19 protein-coding genes are annotated in these 19766 nt (G+C 70.4%); 2 read left to right on the plus strand and 17 right to left on the minus strand.

From position 1 onward, the window contains the following. Window positions 1-185: 185 nt before the first annotated feature. Together Q7W02_17605 and Q7W02_17610 are read left to right on the plus strand one after the other, a co-directional pair. Window positions 186-992: a hypothetical protein gene (locus Q7W02_17605; protein MDO8477978.1), complete on the plus strand. Its 807-nt coding sequence runs from the start codon at window positions 186-188 to the stop codon at window positions 990-992. Between the two features lie 19 nt (window positions 993-1011). Further along, window positions 1012-1596, plus strand: coding sequence for a cytochrome c3 family protein (locus tag Q7W02_17610; protein MDO8477979.1), 585 nt, complete (start codon window positions 1012-1014; stop codon window positions 1594-1596). A 40-nt stretch (window positions 1597-1636) separates the two neighbouring features. On the opposite strand, the gene nrdR is transcribed toward Q7W02_17610, so the two are convergent. The 17 genes from nrdR to purL form a co-directional block, all read right to left on the minus strand. Next, window positions 1637-2140, minus strand: coding sequence for a transcriptional regulator NrdR (gene nrdR / locus Q7W02_17615; protein ID MDO8477980.1), 504 nt, complete (start codon window positions 2138-2140; stop codon window positions 1637-1639). Further along, window positions 2137-3384: a serine hydroxymethyltransferase gene (gene glyA, locus Q7W02_17620; protein ID MDO8477981.1), complete on the minus strand. Its 1248-nt coding sequence runs from the start codon at window positions 3382-3384 to the stop codon at window positions 2137-2139. The genes nrdR and glyA overlap by 4 nt, the downstream gene beginning before the upstream one ends. Further along, window positions 3381-3845 carry a ribose 5-phosphate isomerase B gene (gene rpiB / locus Q7W02_17625; GenBank protein MDO8477982.1) on the minus strand — a complete coding sequence of 155 codons (465 nt, stop codon included), beginning with the start codon at window positions 3843-3845 and terminating at the stop codon, window positions 3381-3383. The genes glyA and rpiB overlap by 4 nt, the downstream gene beginning before the upstream one ends. Before the next feature lie 72 nt (window positions 3846-3917). After that, window positions 3918-5138 carry an MFS transporter gene (locus tag Q7W02_17630; GenBank protein MDO8477983.1) on the minus strand — a complete coding sequence of 407 codons (1221 nt, stop codon included), beginning with the start codon at window positions 5136-5138 and terminating at the stop codon, window positions 3918-3920. After that, window positions 5135-6514, minus strand: coding sequence for a 1-acyl-sn-glycerol-3-phosphate acyltransferase (locus Q7W02_17635; protein MDO8477984.1), 1380 nt, complete (start codon window positions 6512-6514; stop codon window positions 5135-5137). Before Q7W02_17635 ends, Q7W02_17630 begins: the two co-directional genes overlap by 4 nt. Further along, complete coding sequence (locus Q7W02_17640; protein MDO8477985.1) at window positions 6507-7889, minus strand: MBL fold metallo-hydrolase; 1383 nt, start codon at window positions 7887-7889, stop codon at window positions 6507-6509. Before Q7W02_17640 ends, Q7W02_17635 begins: the two co-directional genes overlap by 8 nt. Then, the gene (thiI, locus tag Q7W02_17645) at window positions 7886-9133 is read right to left on the minus strand and encodes a tRNA uracil 4-sulfurtransferase ThiI (protein MDO8477986.1); all 1248 of its coding nucleotides are present in this window, start codon (window positions 9131-9133) and stop codon (window positions 7886-7888) included. Before thiI ends, Q7W02_17640 begins: the two co-directional genes overlap by 4 nt. Then, the gene (locus Q7W02_17650; protein ID MDO8477987.1) at window positions 9130-9261 is read right to left on the minus strand and encodes a hypothetical protein; all 132 of its coding nucleotides are present in this window, start codon (window positions 9259-9261) and stop codon (window positions 9130-9132) included. The genes thiI and Q7W02_17650 overlap by 4 nt, the downstream gene beginning before the upstream one ends. 4 nt (window positions 9262-9265) lie before the next feature. Beyond that, entirely contained in the window at window positions 9266-10075 is an 810-nt protein-coding gene (locus tag Q7W02_17655) for a hypothetical protein (GenBank protein MDO8477988.1), read from the minus strand. A 1-nt stretch (window position 10076) separates the two neighbouring features. Continuing rightward, window positions 10077-10679: a molybdenum cofactor guanylyltransferase gene (locus Q7W02_17660; GenBank protein MDO8477989.1), complete on the minus strand. Its 603-nt coding sequence runs from the start codon at window positions 10677-10679 to the stop codon at window positions 10077-10079. After that, the gene (purD, locus tag Q7W02_17665; protein MDO8477990.1) at window positions 10676-11950 is read right to left on the minus strand and encodes a phosphoribosylamine--glycine ligase; all 1275 of its coding nucleotides are present in this window, start codon (window positions 11948-11950) and stop codon (window positions 10676-10678) included. Before purD ends, Q7W02_17660 begins: the two co-directional genes overlap by 4 nt. After that, window positions 11947-12882, minus strand: coding sequence for a tetratricopeptide repeat protein (locus Q7W02_17670; GenBank protein MDO8477991.1), 936 nt, complete (start codon window positions 12880-12882; stop codon window positions 11947-11949). Before Q7W02_17670 ends, purD begins: the two co-directional genes overlap by 4 nt. Window positions 12883-12894: 12 nt before the next feature. Further along, on the minus strand, window positions 12895-14451 hold the full coding sequence (purH, locus tag Q7W02_17675; protein MDO8477992.1) for a bifunctional phosphoribosylaminoimidazolecarboxamide formyltransferase/IMP cyclohydrolase: 1557 nt from the start codon (window positions 14449-14451) through the stop codon (window positions 12895-12897). After that, window positions 14448-15068, minus strand: a complete 621-nt coding sequence (gene purN, locus Q7W02_17680; protein MDO8477993.1) for a phosphoribosylglycinamide formyltransferase — start codon at window positions 15066-15068, stop codon at window positions 14448-14450. The genes purH and purN overlap by 4 nt, the downstream gene beginning before the upstream one ends. Continuing rightward, a complete protein-coding gene (purM, locus tag Q7W02_17685; protein ID MDO8477994.1) occupies window positions 15061-16089 on the minus strand; it encodes a phosphoribosylformylglycinamidine cyclo-ligase in 1029 nt (342 codons plus the stop codon). The genes purN and purM overlap by 8 nt, the downstream gene beginning before the upstream one ends. A gap of 10 nt (window positions 16090-16099) precedes the next feature. Then, window positions 16100-17524, minus strand: coding sequence for an amidophosphoribosyltransferase (purF, locus tag Q7W02_17690; GenBank protein MDO8477995.1), 1425 nt, complete (start codon window positions 17522-17524; stop codon window positions 16100-16102). Then, window positions 17514-19742, minus strand: coding sequence for a phosphoribosylformylglycinamidine synthase subunit PurL (gene purL, locus Q7W02_17695; protein ID MDO8477996.1), 2229 nt, complete (start codon window positions 19740-19742; stop codon window positions 17514-17516). The genes purF and purL overlap by 11 nt, the downstream gene beginning before the upstream one ends. Window positions 19743-19766 lie beyond the last annotated feature (24 nt).

Here is a 19766-nt window from a genome sequence, read left to right on the forward strand (position 1 = left end):
GGCCAGTCGTGACACCCGACCTCGCGCCACGCCACTTCGGGCGCCCTTGCGACCCTGAAACCGCCTCGGTGGGGCCCCGGAAGGCCGCGAAATATTGGCGGGACACCCCAACCTCGGGAGTTTCGCGACAGAAACTAGCTAAGCGTCACCGCGCAACTCTACCTTCATCGCCGAGGAGGCCCCGTATGCGACATCGCTTCGTCGTCCGAGCTGCGCTCGTGCTGGTGGCCCTGCTGTCAGCCGGGCCCGGGCAGGCCTACAACGGCGGCCCGCTGAGAAACGTGACGGACCTCACCCCGACCTGCGCCGGCTGCCATTCCTCTGTGGGCAAGGAGCAGCTGCGCGTCGAGCCTGACGCCTTCGCGGCCAGCATGCTCGTCGAGAACCGCCACTACAAGGTGATCGAAGAGGGAGCCGGGCCCTACAAGGACATGAGCCCGGCCGACCGCCAGAAGCTCCTGGCGGACGTGAAGCTGATGGACCAGAACGCCTCGGCCGCGCTCTCGGCGCCGCCCACCCTCAAGCCCGGCCAGGAAGCCCAGATCACCGCGACCGTGCGCGGCGGACACGGAGTCGTCGGCGTCTGGCTGATGGAGAGCGACCTGAGACTGCAGGGCCGCCCGGTCAGCGCCGACGGCTGGTTCATCGTCGGCGCGCCCAAGGTGTGGGGCGCCGACGGCAAGGAGCAGACGAAGTGGGTGGACAGCCGCGGGCCGGGGCTCAAGAAGAACCTCAACGCCGTGCTGATCTTCGACCAGCAGGCGGACCTTGCCGCCAAGAAGTTCCCCGAAGGCAAGGTCACGTGGACCGTGCAGGCGCCTCACGCGCCGGGCACCTACACGCTGACCGTCGCGTTCCACTACGGCACGGAGAAGGCCTCGTCGGTCGGCACCGTGACAACGGTCGCGGGCGCCATTCTCCCGAGAGGCGGCCCGGGCGGCCCGTCGGGCCACATCATCTTCTCGAAGCCCGTCACCGTTACGGTCCGGTAAGACAGGCGAGGCCTCGCCGGTGCGCCACCGCACCCTCGGATTGTGCGCTGTCGCCCTGGCGGGGCTCGTGCTGATCACGAGCATCACATTCGCCGGCCTGATCGCCAAGGAGCGAGACAACCGCTTCTGCTTTGCCTGCCACCTGCACGAGGAGAAGTTCAAGCGCTTCACCTCGGTCCCCTTCACCGACCTCAGCGGCCCGCACCACGCCGAGCGCGTGCGCTGCATCGACTGCCACGGCGGGGCCGACGTGGTGATGCGCCTGCGCGTGTGGTCCCTCGCGGCCGTAGATACGGGCAAGTTCCTCGTGGGGCGCTATCGCGAGCCCGACCACATGAGGCTCCAGCTCCGCCCGAAGGAGTGCACCCAGTGCCACACCCCGATCCTCAAGCGCCAGCCGGCGCTCACGGCCGAGCAAGAGGAGGCGCTGGAGGGGCGCGCGGGCAACGCGTACCACGCGATTCGGCCCCACGACGCTGTCCGGACAACCTGCGTGCAGTGTCACACCTCGCACACGACGGACGGCGACCCCAAGGCCCAGTTCGTTGCCCGGAAGCGCGTGGAGCCGATCTGCCGCGAATGCCACAAGACCCTCGGGGAGTGAGGGCAGGTCGGCGTGTACCGCGTGGCGTGAGCCGGCGCGGCTACTTCTTGGGGGCGGGCTTGGGAGCGGGCTTGGAGGCCTTGAGCTTGTCGCCGTCCTTGATGAGCCCTTTGACCTCGTCCATGAACTGGTTGATGTCCTTGAACTGCCGGTAAACGGAGGCGAAGCGGACGTAGGCGACCTGGTCGAGCTTCTGGAGGTGCTCCATGACCACCTCGCCCAGCTCGAGGCTCGTGATCTCCTTCTCGGCCCGCTCGTGGAGCTTCGCCTCGATGTCGGCGACGACGTCGTCCACGGCCTGGACTCCGACGGAGCGCTTCTCGCAGGCCTTCAAGATGGAGCCGCGCAGCTTCTGCCGGTCGAAGGGCTCGCGGCGGCCGTCGCGCTTGACCACGTGGGGCAGGACGTCCTCGATGTACTCGTACGTCGTGTAGCGGCGGTGGCACTTGAGGCACTCGCGTCGCCGGCGGATGAACTCCCCTTCCCGTCCCACGCGCGAGTCGACCACGCGGTCCTCGGTATGTCCGCAGAACGGGCACTTCATCTCAGGCGCTCAGCGTAGAGCGGGAAGCGGCCCGTCAGCTCCTGGACCTCGCCGCGCACCGCGGCCTCCACGGAGCCGTTGCCGAGGTTGGTCAGGACGCGGTCCATGAGCACGGCGATCTGCCCCATCTCGGCCTCGCCCATGCCGCGCGTGGTGACGGCGGGCGTCCCGATGCGGATGCCGCTCGTGACCATGGGACCCTTCGTGTCGAAGGGGATGCCGTTCTTGTTGACCGTGATCCAGGCGCGGTCCAGCGCCTCCTGCGCGTCCTTGCCCGTGACGCCCTTCCCCGTGAGGTCCACCAGCAGGAGGTGGGTGTCGGTGCCGCCCGAGACCAGCCGGTAGCCGCGCGCGAGCATCGCGTCCGCCAGCGCGCGCGCGTTCCTGACGACCTGCCCCTGGTAGGCGCGCCACTCCGGTGTCTGGGCCTCGCGGAAGGCGACGGCCTTGGCCGCGATGACGTGCATGAGCGGCCCGCCCTGTATGCCGGGCAGGACTGTGCGGTCCAGATCTTTCGCATACCGCTCCCGGCACATGACCATGCCGCCGCGCGGGCCTCGGAGCGTCTTGTGCGTGGTCGTGGTGACGAAGTCGGCGTAGGGCACCGGAGTCGGGTGCAGTCCCGCCGCGACGAGCCCGGCGGGATGGGCGATGTCCGCCATCAGCGCGGCGCCCGCCTCGTCGGCAATTTCGCGGAAGGGCTTGAAGTCGATGGCGCGGGGGAAGGCCGAGCCGCCCGCGATGATGAGCTTCGGCCTGTGCTGCTTGGCCAGGTCCCGCACCTGGTCCATGTCGATGCGCTCGGTGTCCCTGGTGACGCCGTAGGGCACGATCTTGTAGAGCCGCCCCGAGAAGTTCATCGGGCTGCCGGCCGTCAGATGCCCGCCGTGCGCGAGGTTGGGTCCGAGCACGGTGTCACCCGGCTTGAGGACCGTGAAGTACACGGCCATGTTCGCCTGGGAGCCCGAGTGAGGCTGGACGTTGACGTGCTCGGCGCCGAAGAGATCCTTGGCGCGGCTGATGGCCAGCTCCTCCGCCACGTCCACGAACTCGCAGCCGCCGTAGTAGCGCTTGCCCGGGTACCCCTCAGCGTACTTGTTGGTCATCACCGAGCCGACGGCCTCGAGGACGGCCTCGGAGACGAAGTTTTCAGAGGCGATCAGCTCGAGGTTGCGCGACTGGCGCACGGTCTCGTCGCGGATCGCCTTGGCGATGTCGGGATCGACCTGCTCGAGCCGGTTCACGCCGCTCCCTCCCGGCCGCCGCGGCGACCTTCCATGTCGGCGATCTTGTCGACGCGCCGGGCGTGGCGGCCGCCGGCGAAGGCCGTCTCGAGCCACACCCTGAGCATCTCCTGCCCCGTGTCCGAATCGATCATGCGCCCCGCGAGGGTGAGGACGTTGGCGTCGTTGTGCTCGCGGCTCATGCGCGCCGTGTAAGCATCCCCGCAGAGGGCGGCCCGCACTCCCGCGACCTTGTTGGCGGCGATGGCCATGCCGATCCCGGTGCCGCAGACGAGCACACCGCGATCCACCTTGCCGACGGCGACGGCCTCGGCCACCTGCGCGGCGTAGTCGGGATAGTCGACGGAATCGGGCGAGTGGGTGCCGAAGTCGAGGACCTGGTAGCCGGCGTCCATGAGCCAGCCCTTGAGCGCTTCCTTGAGCTCCCAGCCGGCGTGATCGGCCCCAAGGGCGACGGACAACATTTCGGCCTCACGTTACGCTCTGTCGGGGTCGGGTGTCAAGACGCCCCAAGATGTGGTGCTCCGGGACGCTCAGCCGGCGGTGGGCCCGCCGGCCCGCACGCGGGAGAGGAGGCCGAAGCCGATCAGGAAGAAGAGCCCGATGGCGACGATGCCGAGCCGCTGGTTGCCGCCGGCTGCATGCGAGATCCCGCCGAAGACGAGCGGGCCCATGACGGCGGCGCTCTTGCCGCAAAGGCTGTAGAAGCCGAACATCTCGGCCTCCATGCCGCGCGGAATCAGCGTGCTGAGGAACGTCCGGCTCGCCGCCTGGACCGCGCCGAGTCCCGTGCCCGCCACGACGGCCAGGACCCAGAACTGCCCCGGCGTCTCGACGAAGTAGGCCCCGATGACGATGGCGGTCCACTGGAAGAGCGTCACCATCACCACGCGCTTGGGGCCGAGCCGGTCGGTCGGCCTGGCCCAGGCGAGCGCCCCGAGGAGCGCAGAGACCTGAACGACAATGTACAGCACGATCAGGCGGTCCATCGGGAAGCCCAGCGTCTGGGCGGCGAAGATGGCCGAGAAGCCCACCACGGTGTTGACGCCGTCCTCGTACAGGAAGTAGGCGCCGAGGAAGCGGCGCAGGTCCCGGAGCCCCAGGATCTTGAGGGCCGTGGCGAGCACGTCCGCCCAACCCTGTCGCGCCGCCGCGAGGACGGGCAGCGTGCCGCGCGGCGGCTGGGGCAGCAAGACGAAGGCGGGAAGCGAGAAGACGGCGAAGAGCGCGGCCGTGCAGAGAAAGGCGCCCCCGTACGCCTTGGCGCGCACGAAGGGCAGCGCCGCCAGGAGCGCCGCGATGGAGCCCGCGTAACCGACGGCGAAGCCCCACGCCGACACGCGCCCCTGGTGGCTGCGCGGCGCGAGCTCGGGCAGGTAGGCGTTGTAGTAGACGAGGGCACTCTCGTAGCCCACGTTGCCGAGCACGCCCAGGACGAATCCCCAGACGACCATGCCGGGCTCGACCGTGGCCATGAGCGCCGTCGCCGTCACCGCCAGCGTTGTGAAGCCGATGAAGAGCGGGCGTCGGATGCCCGCTCGGTCGGCGAGCCCGCCGAGGAAGGGCGAGGTTACGGCGACCATCGCCATGGAGACTGAGATGACGCGCCCCCACCAGAGGTCGCCCGCCCCCGCGTCGTTGCCCACGACGCCCATCGCGTAGTAGGCGCCATAGATCGTGGCAAAGATGACGGCCGCGAACGCCGAGTTGGCGAAGTCGTAGAGCGCCCAGGCGACGACGGCGCGGGTGTTCATTTGGCGGTTTTCTCCAGCACGGAAGCCGGCACCAGGCGCAGGAGTTCCTGAAACTCCGCCATGATCGCGCGGCGGCGCGCGAGCAGGTGCGCGCGGAGGTCGCGGTCCACCAGGACCGTCAGGAGACCGCGCGCCTCGCGCCGGATCCGGTGGAGCCGCTCCGTCCAGGACAGCGCGAAGAAGCCCGTCGGGAGCAGCGCTATGAGGAAAACCGCAAGGAACGCTCCACCGCCGAGCCGCCAGGCGGTCCAGCCTTCGAGCGCCCAGCAGAGCGGAAAGAGCACGAGGCCGGCGACGACCTTGTACGTCGCCAGCACGTCCGCCTCGGGCTTGATCGCGCTCACGGCCAACCTCGTCGCCTGATAGGGCACCACGTGACTGAGGACTCCCCAGAGCGCCAGCGGCAGGCCGAGCGCGAGCGCCAGACCCTCGCGGAAGGCGTAGCGCAGCACGGCGGCGGGCCGGTACCCCTCGGACAGGTCGCGGTCGGTCAGCCCCGCAAGCTCGAGGTCCTTCACATAGCGCTCGAGCCGCCCGCGCAACGCCGCCAGCCGCGCCGGCTCGGCGGCAGCCAGGTACTGGTCGGCACGAGCGGCGCGCTGCCGCCATGCCGCGCGGTCCTTCGGCTCACGCGCCGCGTCGGGCATCTCCTGTCGCCAGATCGCCTCGGCGGCGTGGACCAGCTCGAGCGTGGCCCTGTCACGGGCTAGGACGATGAGCCGCTCTAGCGCTCCTCCGAGCCGCTCGGTCAGCTGCCGCACCGCCTCGTCGGCTGCCCCCGACGCGGGCGCCTCGAGATCGCCCGTGGGAACCGGCTCCCCGATGAGGACGAGGGCCGTTCCGACGCGGAAGGTGCCGGGCTCGTGGAACATGAGGCCTACAGGGAGAAGGGTCGTGGCAGCGAGTCGGCGAAGCTCCAGGCCGGCGACCCAGTCGGACCCAAGGACGAGACGCGCGGCGCCGGTGCGGAGAGGCATCAGGGCCGGCTCGGGCTGACTGACCCCTTCGGGGAAAATCAGGATCGCGGCCCCCTGGCCGAGCGCACGCTCCGCGGCGCTGAACATGGCCTGGTTGTCCGCCGCGCGCCCGCCCGAGTCCTGCCGCCGGTGGACGGGGATGGCGCCCGCGAGCCGCGCGATCTGGCCGATGACGGGGTAGCGGAAGAGCGGGGCCTTGGCGATCAGGCGAAGCCTCCGCGGCAGCGCTGCCGTGAGAAGGATCCCGTCCATCAGACCTTGATGGTGGTTGGCCGCCACGATGAGGGGCCCGGACAGGGGCACCCGCTCGAGCCCCGCCACCTCGACGCGGCGGTAGAAGAGGCCGGCCAGGAACCGCGCCAGCGACCGGAAGATCCGGTAGCCGGCAGGCTCAGCCAAGATCGACGCGCTGCCCGTCTTGCGCCACGACGGCGCGCCACTTGAGCTGCGAGGCGATCAGCGCCTGGAGCGCCGCGGCCGCGTCGGGCTCGCCGTGGACGATGTAGGTCGTCTCGGGCGGGCGCGTGAATCCGCCGAGCCAGCGAAGGATCTCGCCCTGGTCGGCGTGGGCCGAATAGGAATCGCTGACCATGATGGTCGCCCGCACGGGCACGCTCTGCCCGAGCATCTTCATCTCGCGCGCGCCCTCTCTCAGCAGGCGGCCGCGCGTGCCTGCGGCCTGGTACCCGACGAAGAGCACCGTGGTCCGCTCGTCCGGGAGCCGGCGGACGAAGTGGTGGAGGATGCGGCCGCCCGTCGCCATGCCGCTGCCGGCGATGATGATGCCGGGCCCGTCGGTGTCGTTCAGGCGCTTGGAGTCATCCGGCGTCTTGCAGATGCGCAGCTGCTTCGGCGCGAAGGGGCGCTCACTCGAGGCCTCGACGCGCTTGAGGTCCTGGTCGTGCTCCTCGGGATGCCTGGCGTAGATCACGGTCGCCTCGATGGCCATCGGGCTGTCGAGGTAGACGGGCAGCGAGGGGATGCGGGCGGCGTCCTCGCGCTCTCGCAGATCGTAGAGGATCTCCTGCGAGCGCCCGACCGCGAAGGCCGGGATCAGGAGCCAGCCCTTCTTCTGGACTGCTCGCTGGACTCCTGACACCAGCCGGTCGCGATGGTCGTCGGCCGGATGGAGGCGGTTGCCGTACGTTGACTCGACCAGCAGCACGTCGGCCGCGGGCACGGGATCCGGGTCGCGCATGATGGGCACGCCGTAGCGGCCCAGGTCGCCCGAGAACACGAGGGTCCGCCCGTCGACCGAGACCTCGACCAGCCCCGCGCCCAGGATGTGTCCCGCGTTGATGAAGCGCGCCGTAACGCCCTGCGCCGGGCTGAAGCTGTCGTTGAAGCCGACGGGCCTGACCTGGGTCAGGACCTGATCCGCGTCCGCGGTGGTGAAGAGCGGCAGCGCGGGCTGGTGCTTCGACGTCTGGTGGCGGTTGGCGAACTGGGCCTCCTCCTCCTGGAGATGCGCGGCGTCGGGCAGCATGATCTTGAGGAGGTCGGCGGTGCCCGGCGTGCAGTAGATCGGCCCCCTGAAGCCCTCGCGGCCGAGGCGCGGGAGCGCGCCCGAGTGGTCGATGTGGGCGTGGCTCAGGAGGACGCCGCCGATGGTCGCCGCCGGCACGGGGCACGGCGCCCAGTTGCGTTGACGCAGCTCCTTGAGCCCCTGGAACAGGCCGCAGTCGAGGAGGAGGCGCGTCTGCCCCGATTGGAGGAAATGCTTGGAGCCTGTGACGGTCCCGGCTGCTCCTAAAAAGGTAAGCGTCGCGCTCATGCGACGGGTGGCGGGGCCACGCGCCGGCACGGCGCGGGCCGGGCGGGATGGGCGCCTGCGCCGAGCGGGAAGTCGAAGGTCTCCATGGTGGCGGCCTCGACGCCCGCCCTCACGAGGGCCGGGATGTCGAGCCGGGACTCCATGTCGGCGACCTCCTCCTGGTTGAGCCGCGTGCTCGGGTGCGCCGGCACGAAGAGGGTGCAGCAGTCGGCGTCGGGCTCGTTGGAGATCTCGAGCGTGTCGAGCCGCCGGGCTTCGTCCGTGATCTCGATCTTGTCCATGCCGATCAGCGGACGCAGGACGGGCAGCAGGGCGGCCTCGTCGATGCGCGCCAGGTTGTGGAGCGTCTGCGAGGCGACCTGCCCGAGGCTCTCGCCCGTGACGAGCGCCTGCGCTCCCGACTGGCGCGCCAGCACTTCGGCGATGCGCACCATGAGGCGGCGGTAGACGACCACGCGGGCCATGGGGCTGACCGCGAGCACCACCTCGCGCTGGATCTCGCCGAAGGGCACGAGGTAGAGGCGCGAGACGTACTGCCACTGGGTCAGTCGCCCGACCAGCTCCCGCACCTTCCGGATGGACGCGTCGGGTAGGTACGGCACGCTGTGGAAGTGGACGAAGAGCACGCGGCAGCCGCGCTTGATCATGCGCCAGGACGCCACGGGCGAATCGATGCCGCCGGAGATCAGCGCCGCCACCGTGCCGCCCGAGCCGACCGGCAGCCCGCCCGGGCCCGGCCGGCGGTCGGGATAGACGAAGGCCTCGTGGGGCAGCACCTCGACGTGGACGTTGAGCGCCGCGTGATGGAGGTCCACCCGCGCCTCGGGCCGTCTCGCCAGGACGTGGGCTCCCAGCTCGCGGTTGAGATCGGTGGAGGTCAGCGGGAAGGTCTTGAACGCGCGCCGCGCCGTAATCCGGAAGGACGCGAAGGTCTGCCCCTCGATCACGTGATCCACCGCGGCCTTGATCCTGTCGAGTGACGAGCCCGTCCGCACGGCGAGCGCCGTGTTCGCGATGCCGCAGACCCGGTCGAGCCGCTCGCGCACGCCCGGCGGATCCGGATTGCCCTCGAGGTCGAGCATGATGCGCCCCGGCAGCTGGATCACGCGAACGGGCCCCAGGTCGCTCACCGCGCGCGCGAGATTTTCCCGGAGCCTGCGGAGGAAGAGCGGGCGGTTCCCGCGCTTGAGGCTGATCTCGTGGTAGTGGACGATCACGCAGGGCGAGAGGCCCGCCCGGCTCACGGCTCGGCCTCCGGGCGGCGGGGATGCTTGGGACGCCGGCGGTACGTGGTCTTGGGCACCTCGACCTTCGGCGGCTTGCGCGGCATCGGCTTGCGGACGCGAGCGTGGACGGGCTTCTTTGCCTTCACCCGCCTAGTATATCCCGCCGGGGAACGTGTTCATGCCGGCGTGGCGGCCGGGGGCGCGATACATCTTCACGCCGCCCCACGCGCCCGGCGAGAGGCCGTCGTGGAGCGCCCAGCTCCTCCCCCTGACCGTGCTGCCGGCATCGGGCGAGCGGAACGGTGACGAGCCGTCGAGCGCCGAAGCCAGCGGGCCGCCCGCGGCGAAGCCGTCGTGGATCGTGTCCATCACCTCGCGCCCGAGGAGATAGCCGCAGCCCTGGCGCTCGTACAGGACGGCCGAGTGGTAGAAGAGCGGCTCGACGAGGTAGAGCTCGGCGCCCATGAGACGGCAGAAGCCGTCCATGGCATCGAGGACGCGCGGCAGGAGCTGCAGCCCCCGCCTCACCTGCCCCGGCGCCAGCCCGTCCTTGAAGGCCCGCAGTTCCTCGTCAATGTTGCGCGAGACCGTGCCGAAGAGCGTGTCGCGCCCTTCGAGGTCGCGGTCGATGCCGTAGCGGGCGCCTTGCGGGTTGGTGATCTGCACGAACGCGAGCTCCGGCACCGACAGCGGCGACATCTCGACGTCCACGAGGAGCGCCGGGTCACGGTCTTCGGTGGACGAGCGCACCTCGACGCGGGCCCAGGGCTTGTCGGCGGGCGCTGTGATCCTCACGAGGCGCGTGCCCTCCGGTCCCGTGAGCGTGCGCGGGTCGATGGCGAAGCGGTCGAGCATCTGCTCGGGCACGAGGCGGAGGTAGAGCGCCACGACCATCTCGCGCGGCAGGTGGTTGATCTCCTGGATCGAGGAGAGCCCGAGGCTGCCCGCCCGCGCGTCCACGCTAGCGCTCTGCCGAGGCCGCCGCGATGTTGCGCGCCCGCTCGAGGTCTTCTGGAGTGTTGACGTTCATGAACACGCGCTCCGGATCGGCGAGGCGGGCGACCTCGGGTTCGGGGATCTCGAGGACGCGGACGTCGGGGAAGAAGCCCGTGATCTTGAGCTGCCCGGCTGCGATGCGCCGCTCCATGGGGCCGAGACAGGGCTTCGCGTAGCTCGCGTGGAGCGTCTCGTGGAACCCACCGACCAGGGGGATGACGACGTCGGCAAGACCCGCCCGAGACGTCACGAGCCGCGCCACGTCGGGCACGAGGAAGGGCATGTCGCAGGCGACCACGAAGGCGGCCTCACCCGGCGCGGCCTTGAGCCCGGAGTAGATACCGCCCAGCGACCCGGCGTCGGGGAAGACGTCGGGGACCATCGGGTATCCCATCCACGCGTACCGTTCGGGCGTATTGGTCACGAGCAGGAGATCGTCGGTGACCTGCCGGAGGACGTCGGCCACGCGCTCGATGATGCGCCGGCCGCCCACGTCCATCAGGGCCTTTGGCTCGCCGCCCATGCGCTCGCTCCTGCCACCCGCCTGGATCACTCCGGTCAGCCTCACGGCCTGGCCAGCGCCCTTCTGCCGATATCATGGCGAAACTGCACGCCATCGAACCGTATGCGTCCGACGGCCTCGTAGGCGGCGGCGATGGCGGCGCGAATATCGGGCGCCTGCGCCTGCACGCCGAGAACGCGACCGCCCGCCGTCACGAGACTACCGTCGCGGCGCGCCGTGCCGGCGTGGAAAACGTTGACGCCGGGAAGCCCGCCGTCGGCATCGAGCCCCTGGATGCTGAGCCCCGTGCGCGGTGTTCCTGGATAGCCGGGCGAGGCCAGGACCACGCAGACGGACGCCTCGGCCCGCCAGCGGAGGGAGGCAGGCAGCTCCCCGCCCGCGGCGACAGCCTCGAAGAGTGGCAAGATGTCCTCGTCGAGCCGCGGCAAAATAGCCTGACACTCCGGGTCCCCGAAGCGGCAGTTGAACTCGACGACGCGCGGCCCGTCCTTCGTCACCATGATCTGGACGAAGAGAACGCCGGAATACGGCGCGCCCTCCTTGGCCATCGCCGCCATGACGGGCGCGACAATCTCGCGCATGACCCGATCAGTCATCGCCTCGCCCATGGCGGCAACGGGCGAGTACGCGCCCATCCCGCCCGTCATGGGACCGCGGTCGTCGTCGAAGATGGTCTTGTGATCCTGAGCAGCCACGAGCGGCAGCGCATGGGTCCCATCGGCCATGACGAAGAACGAAGCCTCCTCGCCCTCCATGAACTCCTCGATCACCACGACCCGGCCCGCCGCGCCGAAGACGCCGTCCTCGAGGCACAGGCGCAGGGCCTGGTCCGCCTCTTCGAGAGTGCGGCAGACCATGGCGCCCTTGCCGGCCGCCAGGCCGTCGGCCTTGACCACGAGGGGGGCTCCCAGGTCGCGACAGAAGCGGCGGGCGGCGGCGGAGTCCTCGAAGGTCCCGAATCGCGCCGTGGGAATATCGTAGCGCGCCATCAGGCCCTTCGAAAAAACCTTGGAGCTCTCGAGCCGGGCGGCCGCCTGGCTGGCGCCGAAGACGGCGAGGCCCGCAGCGCTCAGGCGGTCGGCGAGACCGAGCGAGAGCGGCAGCTCGGGGCCGACCACGACCAGGTCGGCCCGCTCGCGCCTCGCCAGGGCCACGAGGTCCTCGATCGCGTCGTCCTTGATCGGCACGCACTCGGCATGGCGCGCGATGCCGGGGTTGCCGGGCGCGGCGACAAGGCGGCCGAGCCGCGGGCTCTGGGCGATCTTCCACGCGAGCGCGTGCTCGCGCCCGCCGCCGCCGACCAGGAGCACTCTCACTGGCCGGCCTCGGGGCGGTGGTCGTCGCCCTCGTCGACACCGTCGCCCAGGCCCCCGTCGGCCTCTTCGAGGTGGGAGCGCGCGATCCTGGCCCACGGGCTGCCGAGATCGAGCTCGAGGTAGCGCCGCCAGTGGAGCGCCGCCGCGTCGGGCTGCCCCGCCTTGCCGAGCACCCCGGCCAGGTTGAAGTGCGCGTCCGCGTAGTCGGGCTCCATCTCGAGCGCGCGGCGGTACCACCCTATCGACGTCGAGAGATCGCTCAGGTCCTCGTGGAGCGAGCCGAGGTTGAAGGCGGCCTGGCAGCAGGAGTCGTCGGCCTCGAGCGCGGCGCGGTAGCAGGCCTGGGCGCGCTCGTAGCGCCCCATCCGGTGCTGGAGCAGGCCGAGGTTGTTCCACGCGGCGGCGTAGCCCGGGTCGATGTCCACCACGCGCTCGTAGGCATCGACGGCCGCCTCCCAGCGCTCGGGGTCGCCGTCCCACGCCGATGCGCGCGCGAACCAGATCTCGGCGGCGTCCGCGGGCGGGATGAGCGGGCGGACCATGCCCATCAGGAGCGACTCGCGGGTCTCACGCTCGAGGTCGCCGCTCTCGAAGTCCAGCAGCGCCTGGCCCGTGCGCGGATCGAGGCGCAGGCGGTCCTGCTCGACCACGATCTGCTGGTCCTGTACGACCAGTCGGAGCTCGGCCAGCGGGGTTTCGGCGTCCGGGGCAAGTCGCCGCGCGCCGTCGAGCGCCTCGCGGACTTTGCGCACCGTGGCGCCGCCCTCGAGGAGGGCCGACGCCGCGCGGGCCGCCACGAGCTCGCGGAAGCGGTAGCCGGCCGCATCGCTCCGCAGCAGGCCGAGGCGCTTGAGCTGTCCGGCGCGCTTCGGCGTCAGCCTCAGGAGCCGAGTCAGCTCCCGCAAGGTGAAAACCCGCTCAGGCCGAGCCATGGTCTCCCGTGATCAGTGCTTGAAATGCCTGATACCGCATACGACCATCGCCATCCCGTGCTCATCGGCGGCCTTCCGTACCTCTTCGTCGCGGACCGAGCCGCCCGGGTGGATGACGGCCGTGGCGCCGGCCTCGGCGACAGCGTCGAGGCCGTCCCGGAACGGGAAGAAGGCGTCCGAGGCGCAGACCGTGCCCTTGGTCTCGAGGCCGTTGGCGCGCGCCCGCATGACGGCGATCCGCGCCGAGTCCACGCGGTTCATCTGCCCCGCCCCCACTCCCACGACCTGGTCGGCGCTGGTCAGCACGATCGCGTTGGACTTGGTGTGCTTGGCCACCCGCCACGCGAAGCGGAGCGCCCTCAACTCGGCCTCCGTCGGCGCGCGCTGCGAGACGACCGTGAGCGCGGCCGGATCGAGGTCGGTGAGGTCGGAGTCCTGGACCAGGAGACCGCCCAGGACGCTGCGGATGTCGCGCATCCGCCCCGGGTAGTCGGCCGCGTGGCACGGCAGCCGCAGCACCCGGCACTTCTTCTTGGTGCGCCTGAGCTCCTCGAGGGCGTCGGCGGCGAAGTCGGGGGCGAAGAGGATCTCGAGAAGAATGCCGGAGAGCTCCTTGACCACGCCCATGTCGAGCGTGCGGTTGACCCCCACGATGCCGCCGTAGATGGACACGGGGTCGCAGGCCTTGGCCCGGCTCATGGCGTCGGCGACGCTCGTCCCAAGCGCCACGCCGCAGGGATTCGTGTGCTTGATCACGACGGCCGCCGGGTCGTCGAACTCGAACAGGAGCCCGAGCGCGGCCGACCAGTCGAGCAGGTTGTTGTAGGACAGCTCCGGCCCGTGCAGCTGCTCTGCCGCCGCCAGGCCTCGGGCGGGCCCCGCCGGACGATAGAACGCGGCCGACTGGTGCGGGTTCTCGCCGTAGCGGAGGTGCTGGAGCCGCTCGGCGACGATGGAGATGCGCTCGGGAAAGTCCGAAGCGCCGCCTTCGAGGTAGGCGGCGATGGCGGCGTCGTACTGGGAGGTGCGCCTGAAGGCTTCGAGCGCCAGGCGCCCGCGCGTCCCGGCCGAGAGCGCCCCGCCGCTCTTCCTGAGCTCGTCAAGCACGGGGGCGTACTGCGAGGGATCCGTGACGACGCCGACGCCGCCGTGGTTCTTGGCCGCGCCGCGGATCATGCTCGGCCCGCCGATGTCGATGTTCTCGATGACCTCCTCGGCGGTCACGCCCGGCTTGGCCACGGTCTGCTCGAAGGGGTAGAGCGCCACCACCACGAGGTCGATGGGCCCGATGCCGTGGGCCTCGAGCGCCTGCATGTGCGCCGGCACGTCCCGGCGCGCCAGGATGCCGCCGTGGACCTTCGGGTGGAGCGTCTTGACGCGGCCGTCGAGCATCTCGGGGAAGCCCGTCACCTGCGCCACGTCCACCACGGGCACGCCTGCGTCCCGCAGGAGCTTGGCGGTGCCTCCCGTTGACAGGATCTCGACGCCGAGGCCCGTCAGCCCCTTCGCGAAGTCCACCACCCCGGTCTTGTCGTGCACGCTCAGAAGCGCGCGCCTCACAGTGCTCATGGACTCTCCCTGATGTGGACCCTGCGTCCGTCTATGGTCAGCCGCCCTTCGGCGAAGAGCCGGACGGCTTCCGGGTAGATACGGTGCTCCTCGGCGAGTATCCGGCTCGACAGCGTGTCTTCGGTGTCGCCGGGCAGCACGGGCACCGCCGCCTGGAGCACGATGGGCCCCGTGTCCACACCTTCGTCCGCGAAGTGCACCGTGGCGCCCGCGACCTTCACGCCGTGCTCGAGGGCCTGGCGCTGGGCGTGCAGGCCCGGGAAGGCGGGCAGCAGCGAGGGGTGGATGTTGAGCGCCCGGCCTCGAAAGCGCTCGATATAGCCGGTGCCGAGAATCCGCATGTAGCCGGCCTGGCAGACGAGCCCGACACGGCGCAGGTCGAGCGCGGCGACCACGGCCTTCTCGTGGGCCTCGCGGCTCGGGAACTGCTTGTAGTCTACGCAGAGCGCCTCGATCCGGTGCGCCTGCGCGATGTCGAGCGCGGCGGAATTGGGCCGATCCGACACGAGGAGCGCCAGGGTAACCTTGAGTCTGCCGGCCTCGACCGCCCTCACGAGGGCCTCGAAGTTCGAGCCCTTGCCCGAGGCCAGGACGCCGACGCGGAGCGGCTCAGGCATAGACGACCGACCGGGCGCCGGCCCGGATCTCGCCGACATCGAACACGCGCTCGCCAGCCGCCGACAGGGCCTGGGCCGCGCGCGCCGCGTCGCCGGGGCGCACCACCAGGAGGTAGCCCAGGCCCATGTTGAACGTGAGCCGCATCTCCGCGTCCTCGACCCGGCCCGCCTCCTGGATGATCCGGAATATGGGGGGCACGGGCCACGCGTGCGGGTCGATCACCGCCTGGCAGCCCTCGGGCAGGACGCGCGGCAGGTTTAGGCTGACGCCGCCCCCCGTGACGTGGGCCATCGCGAGGACCGGCACGCTCTTCAGCAGCGCCAACACGGGCTTGACGTAGATGCGCGTAGGCTCGAGCAGCTCGTCGGCGGCGCTCCGACCAAGCGCGGGCACTCTATCCCCGGGCTTGAGACCGAGGCGCTCGAAGATCACCTGGCGCGCAAGCGTGTAGCCGTTCGAGTGGAGGCCGGACGAGGCGAGGCCCAGCACGCGGTCTCCGGGCCTGACCTCTGACCCTGTGACGATGTCGCTCTTCTCCACCACGCCCACGGCGAAACCCGCCAGGTCGTACTCGCCAGGGGCATAGAGCTCGTTCATCTCGGCGGTCTCGCCCCCGACCAGCGCGCAGCCCGCGCGACGGCACCCCTCGGCGACGCCCGAGACGATGGCCTCGACCCGAGCGGGATCCACCCGGTGCACCGCCAGGTAGTCGAGGAAATAGAGCGGCTCGGCGCCGTGGGCGAGAACGTCGTTGACGCCCATCGCCACGAGGTCGATCCCCACCGTGTCGTGACGATCGGCCAGGAAGGCGACCTTCAGCTTGGTGCCGACGCCGTCGGTGGAGGAGACGAGGACGGGCTCGCGGTAGCCGGCCGGGAGGGAGACAAACGACGCGAAGGCGCCGATGCCGCCCAAAACCTCGGGGCGTTTCGTGGAGGCGGCGAGGCGCGCGATCCGGCGCACAGCCTCGTCGCCGGCGCCGATGTCCACGCCGACCGATCGATACGTCAGTGGGTCCATGAACTCCGGTCTACGAGTCGAAGAGCTTCAGCTGCGCGAGCCCCCCGTCATCGAAGCCGACCTTGTACTGCCCCGTGAAGCAGGCGTGGCAGAAGTGGGCCGGGTCGTTGCCGGTGGCCTTGAGCATGCCGTCCAGCGAGAGGTAGCCGAGCGAGTCCGCGCCGAGATACTTCTGGATCTCCGGCACCTCGTGGCTCGACCCGATCAGCTCCTTGCGGGTCGGCGTGTCGATGCCGTAGTAGCAGGGCCACTGGATGGGCGGCGACGAGATGCGCATGTGCACCTCGCGGGCCCCGGCGGCCCGAACCATCTTGACGATCTTGCGGCTCGTGGTGCCGCGCACGATCGAATCGTCCACGACGACCACGCGCTTACCCGCCAGCACCTCGCGGTTCGGGTTCAGCTTGACCTTGACGCCGAAGTGCCGGATGCCCTGCTTCGGCTCGATGAAGGTGCGCCCGACGTAGTGGTTGCGGACGAGCCCCAAGTCGTAGGGCAGCCCCGCCTCCTCCGCGAAGCCGAGCGCGGCCCCCACGCCCGAGTCGGGCACGGGGATGACGAGGTCGGCGGCGACGGGATGCTCCCGCGCCAGCTGGTGCCCCAGCGTCTTGCGGACGACGTGCACGTTCCGCCCCCAGAGGAGCGAGTCGGGGCGCGCGAAGTAGACGTACTCGAACACGCACTGCAGCTTCCCCTGGGGCCGGAAGGGCTTAAAACTGTGGAGCCCCGAATCGTCCACCACGACGATCTCGCCCGGCTCGATGTCGCGCACCACCTGCGCCTCCATGAGGTCGAGCGCGCAGGTCTCGGAGGCCAGCACCCAGGAGCTCTCGAGCTTGCCGAGGGTCATGGGGCGGAAGCCCGAGGGGTCGCGCACCGTGATCATCGAGGTCGGCGTCAGGAGCAGCAGCGTGTAGGCGCCCTTGACCTGGCTGAGCGCGCGCGCCAGCTGGTCCACGAGGGTCCCGCCCTCGGCTCGCGCCAGGAGGTGCAGGATCACCTCAGTGTCGGAGGAGGACTGGAAGACGGCGCCGTCGGCCTCGAGCTGGCTTCTCAACTCCTCGGCGTTGATCAGGTTGCCGTTGTGCGCGATCGCGACAGGCCCGTGGGCCGTGGTCGCGGTGATGGGCTGGGCGTTGCGCAGGTTGGAGCTGCCCGCCGTCGAGTAGCGCACGTGGCCGATCGCGCGGTGGCCCGGGAGACGTCTCAGGCGGTCGCGGCTGAAGACGTCGGCGACCCACCCCATGGCCTTCTCCACGTGGAAGGCCTGCCCGTCCGTCGCCGCGATGCCCGCCGACTCCTGGCCGCGGTGCTGGAGCGCGTAGAGCCCGAGGTAGGCGACGTTGGCCGCTTCCGTGTGGTTCCAGATGCCGAAGAGCCCGCACTCGTCGTGGAACTTGTCGTCGAGCCGGAACTCCTCGTCCTCAGGCGACATGTCGCTCAAAGCCGGACCTCCACGCGTGGGCCATCCGATCGAGCGGCGCGGCGATCGCCACGGCACCGCCCCGGGTCACCACCAGCGCCTCGCCCCCAACCCGCCCTATCCAGCGCCACGGCAGCGCGAACTCGCCCATGAGCTGCTCGAAGTGCCGCTCGGCCTCCGGCGGCACCGACACGACGACCCGCGACGGCCCCTCACCGAAGAGTACCAAGTCCGCGCGCCGGCCGTCACCATCCAACTCCACGCTGGCGCCGATGGGCTTGGGCCCGGACACGCAGCTCTCGCCGAGCGTCACGGCGAGTCCGCCCTCCGAGCAGTCGTGAGCCCCCCGCACGAGCCCGGCGGCGATAGCGGCGCGGCAGGCCTCGTGAACCCGGCGCTCCTGCTGGAGGTCCAGCGGCGCCAGTCGGCCGGCCATCTTGCCGTGAATCGCCCAGAGATACTCCGAGCCGCCGAGGCTCACGGCCTCCGGGCCCAGGAGGGCGATCCGGTCGCCCTCGCTCTCGAACCACTGCGTGCGCCGGCTCTCGGCCTCGTCGATGAGCCCCGCCATGCCGATGACCGGGGTCGGCAGAATCGCCTGCCCCAGAGTTTCATTGTAGAAGGAGACGTTGCCGCCGACCACAGGGATATCGAGGGCGCGGCAGGCTTCCGCGATGCCCGCTACCGCCTCCTTGAACTGCCAGAGGATCTCGGGCCGCTCCGGCGAACCGAAGTTGAGGCAGTCCGTCAGCCCGAGGGGCCGGGCGCCTGTCACGGCCAGGTTTCTCGCCGCCTCAGCCACCGCCATGGCTGCGCCGAGGCGTGGATTCAGATGGACGAAACGGGCGTTGCAGTCGGTAGTTACGGCAACCGCCTTTCGAGTTCCCTTGATACGCAGGACCCCAGCGTCCGAGCCCGGCATGACGAGCGTGTTGATCCCGACCTGCTGGTCGTACTGGCGGTAGACCCACTCCTTGGACGCGATGCCGGGAGAGCCCATCAGCGCCAGGAGCGTCTCCGCGAGATCGACTGGCGCGGGCAGCGACAGGGGATCAAAGGCCTCGAGCCCGTCCTGCCACTCGGGCCTTGAAATCGGCTTCTCGTAGACCGGCGCCTCGTCGGTGAGGGCGCGCACCGGCACTTCGGCGACCACGCGCCCGTCCATCTTGACCCTCAGGATCCCGTCGTCGGTGACGTGACCGATCTCGACCGCGTCGAGCTCCCACTTGGAGAAGACGCGCTTGATCTCCTCTTCCCGGCCGCGCGCGGCGACGAGGAGCATTCTCTCTTGCGACTCGGACAGCATGATCTCGTAGGGCGTCATGGCGGTCTCGCGCTGCGGCACGCGCGAAAGCTCCACCTCCATGCCCGTCCCGGCCCGCGCGGGCATCTCGGAGCAGGCGCAGGCGAGCCCGGCCGCGCCCATGTCCTGGATGCCGACGATGGCGCCCGTCTCCATGGCCTCGAGACAGGCTTCGAGCAGGAGCTTCTCGGTGAACGGGTCGCCCACCTGCACCGTCGGCCTGCGCTCCTCGGCGCCCTCGTCGAAGGTGGCCGATGCCATGGTCGCGCCGTGGATGCCGTCGCGTCCTGTCTTCGCCCCGACGTAGAAGACGGGGTTGCCCGGACCCTCCGCGCGGGCGCGGAAGATCCTGTCCTTCCTGACGAGCCCGACGGCCATCGCGTTGACGAGGGGGTTGCCCGCGTACTCGGGGGCGAAGCCGACCTCGCCGCCCAGGTTCGGGACACCGAAGCAGTTGCCATACCAGCTGATGCCCGAGACCACGCCTTCGATGAGGCGTCGGCTCTTGGGGTCCTCCGCGGCGCCGAAGCGGAGCGAGTCCAGGACGGCGATGGGGCGCGCGCCCATGGTGAAGATGTCGCGCAGGATGCCGCCGACCCCGGTGGCCGCGCCCTGCAAGGGCTCGATGAACGAAGGGTGGTTGTGGCTTTCGATCTTGAAAGCCAGCGCCAGCTCGCCGCCGAGGTCCACGATGCCGGCGTTCTCGCCGGGCCCCTGCAGCACGGCCGGCCCCGTCGTGGGCAGGCCCCGCAGGAAGACGCGCGAGTGCTTGTAGGCGCAGTGCTCGGACCAGAGGGCTGAGAAGAGACCGAGCTCGGTGAAGGAAGGCTCCCGGCCGAGGCGCCGGATGATGCGGTCGTACTCCTCGCCGGTCAGGCCTGAGGCAAGGGCGAGGTCCAGCGTGACCTTAGGCTCGGCCCCGGTCACCCCGTCTCCACCCCAAGGGCATGC

It is taken from the genome of Candidatus Rokuibacteriota bacterium (genome assembly GCA_030647435.1).
In the GTDB taxonomy this organism is placed as follows: domain Bacteria; phylum Methylomirabilota; class Methylomirabilia; order Rokubacteriales; family CSP1-6; genus AR37.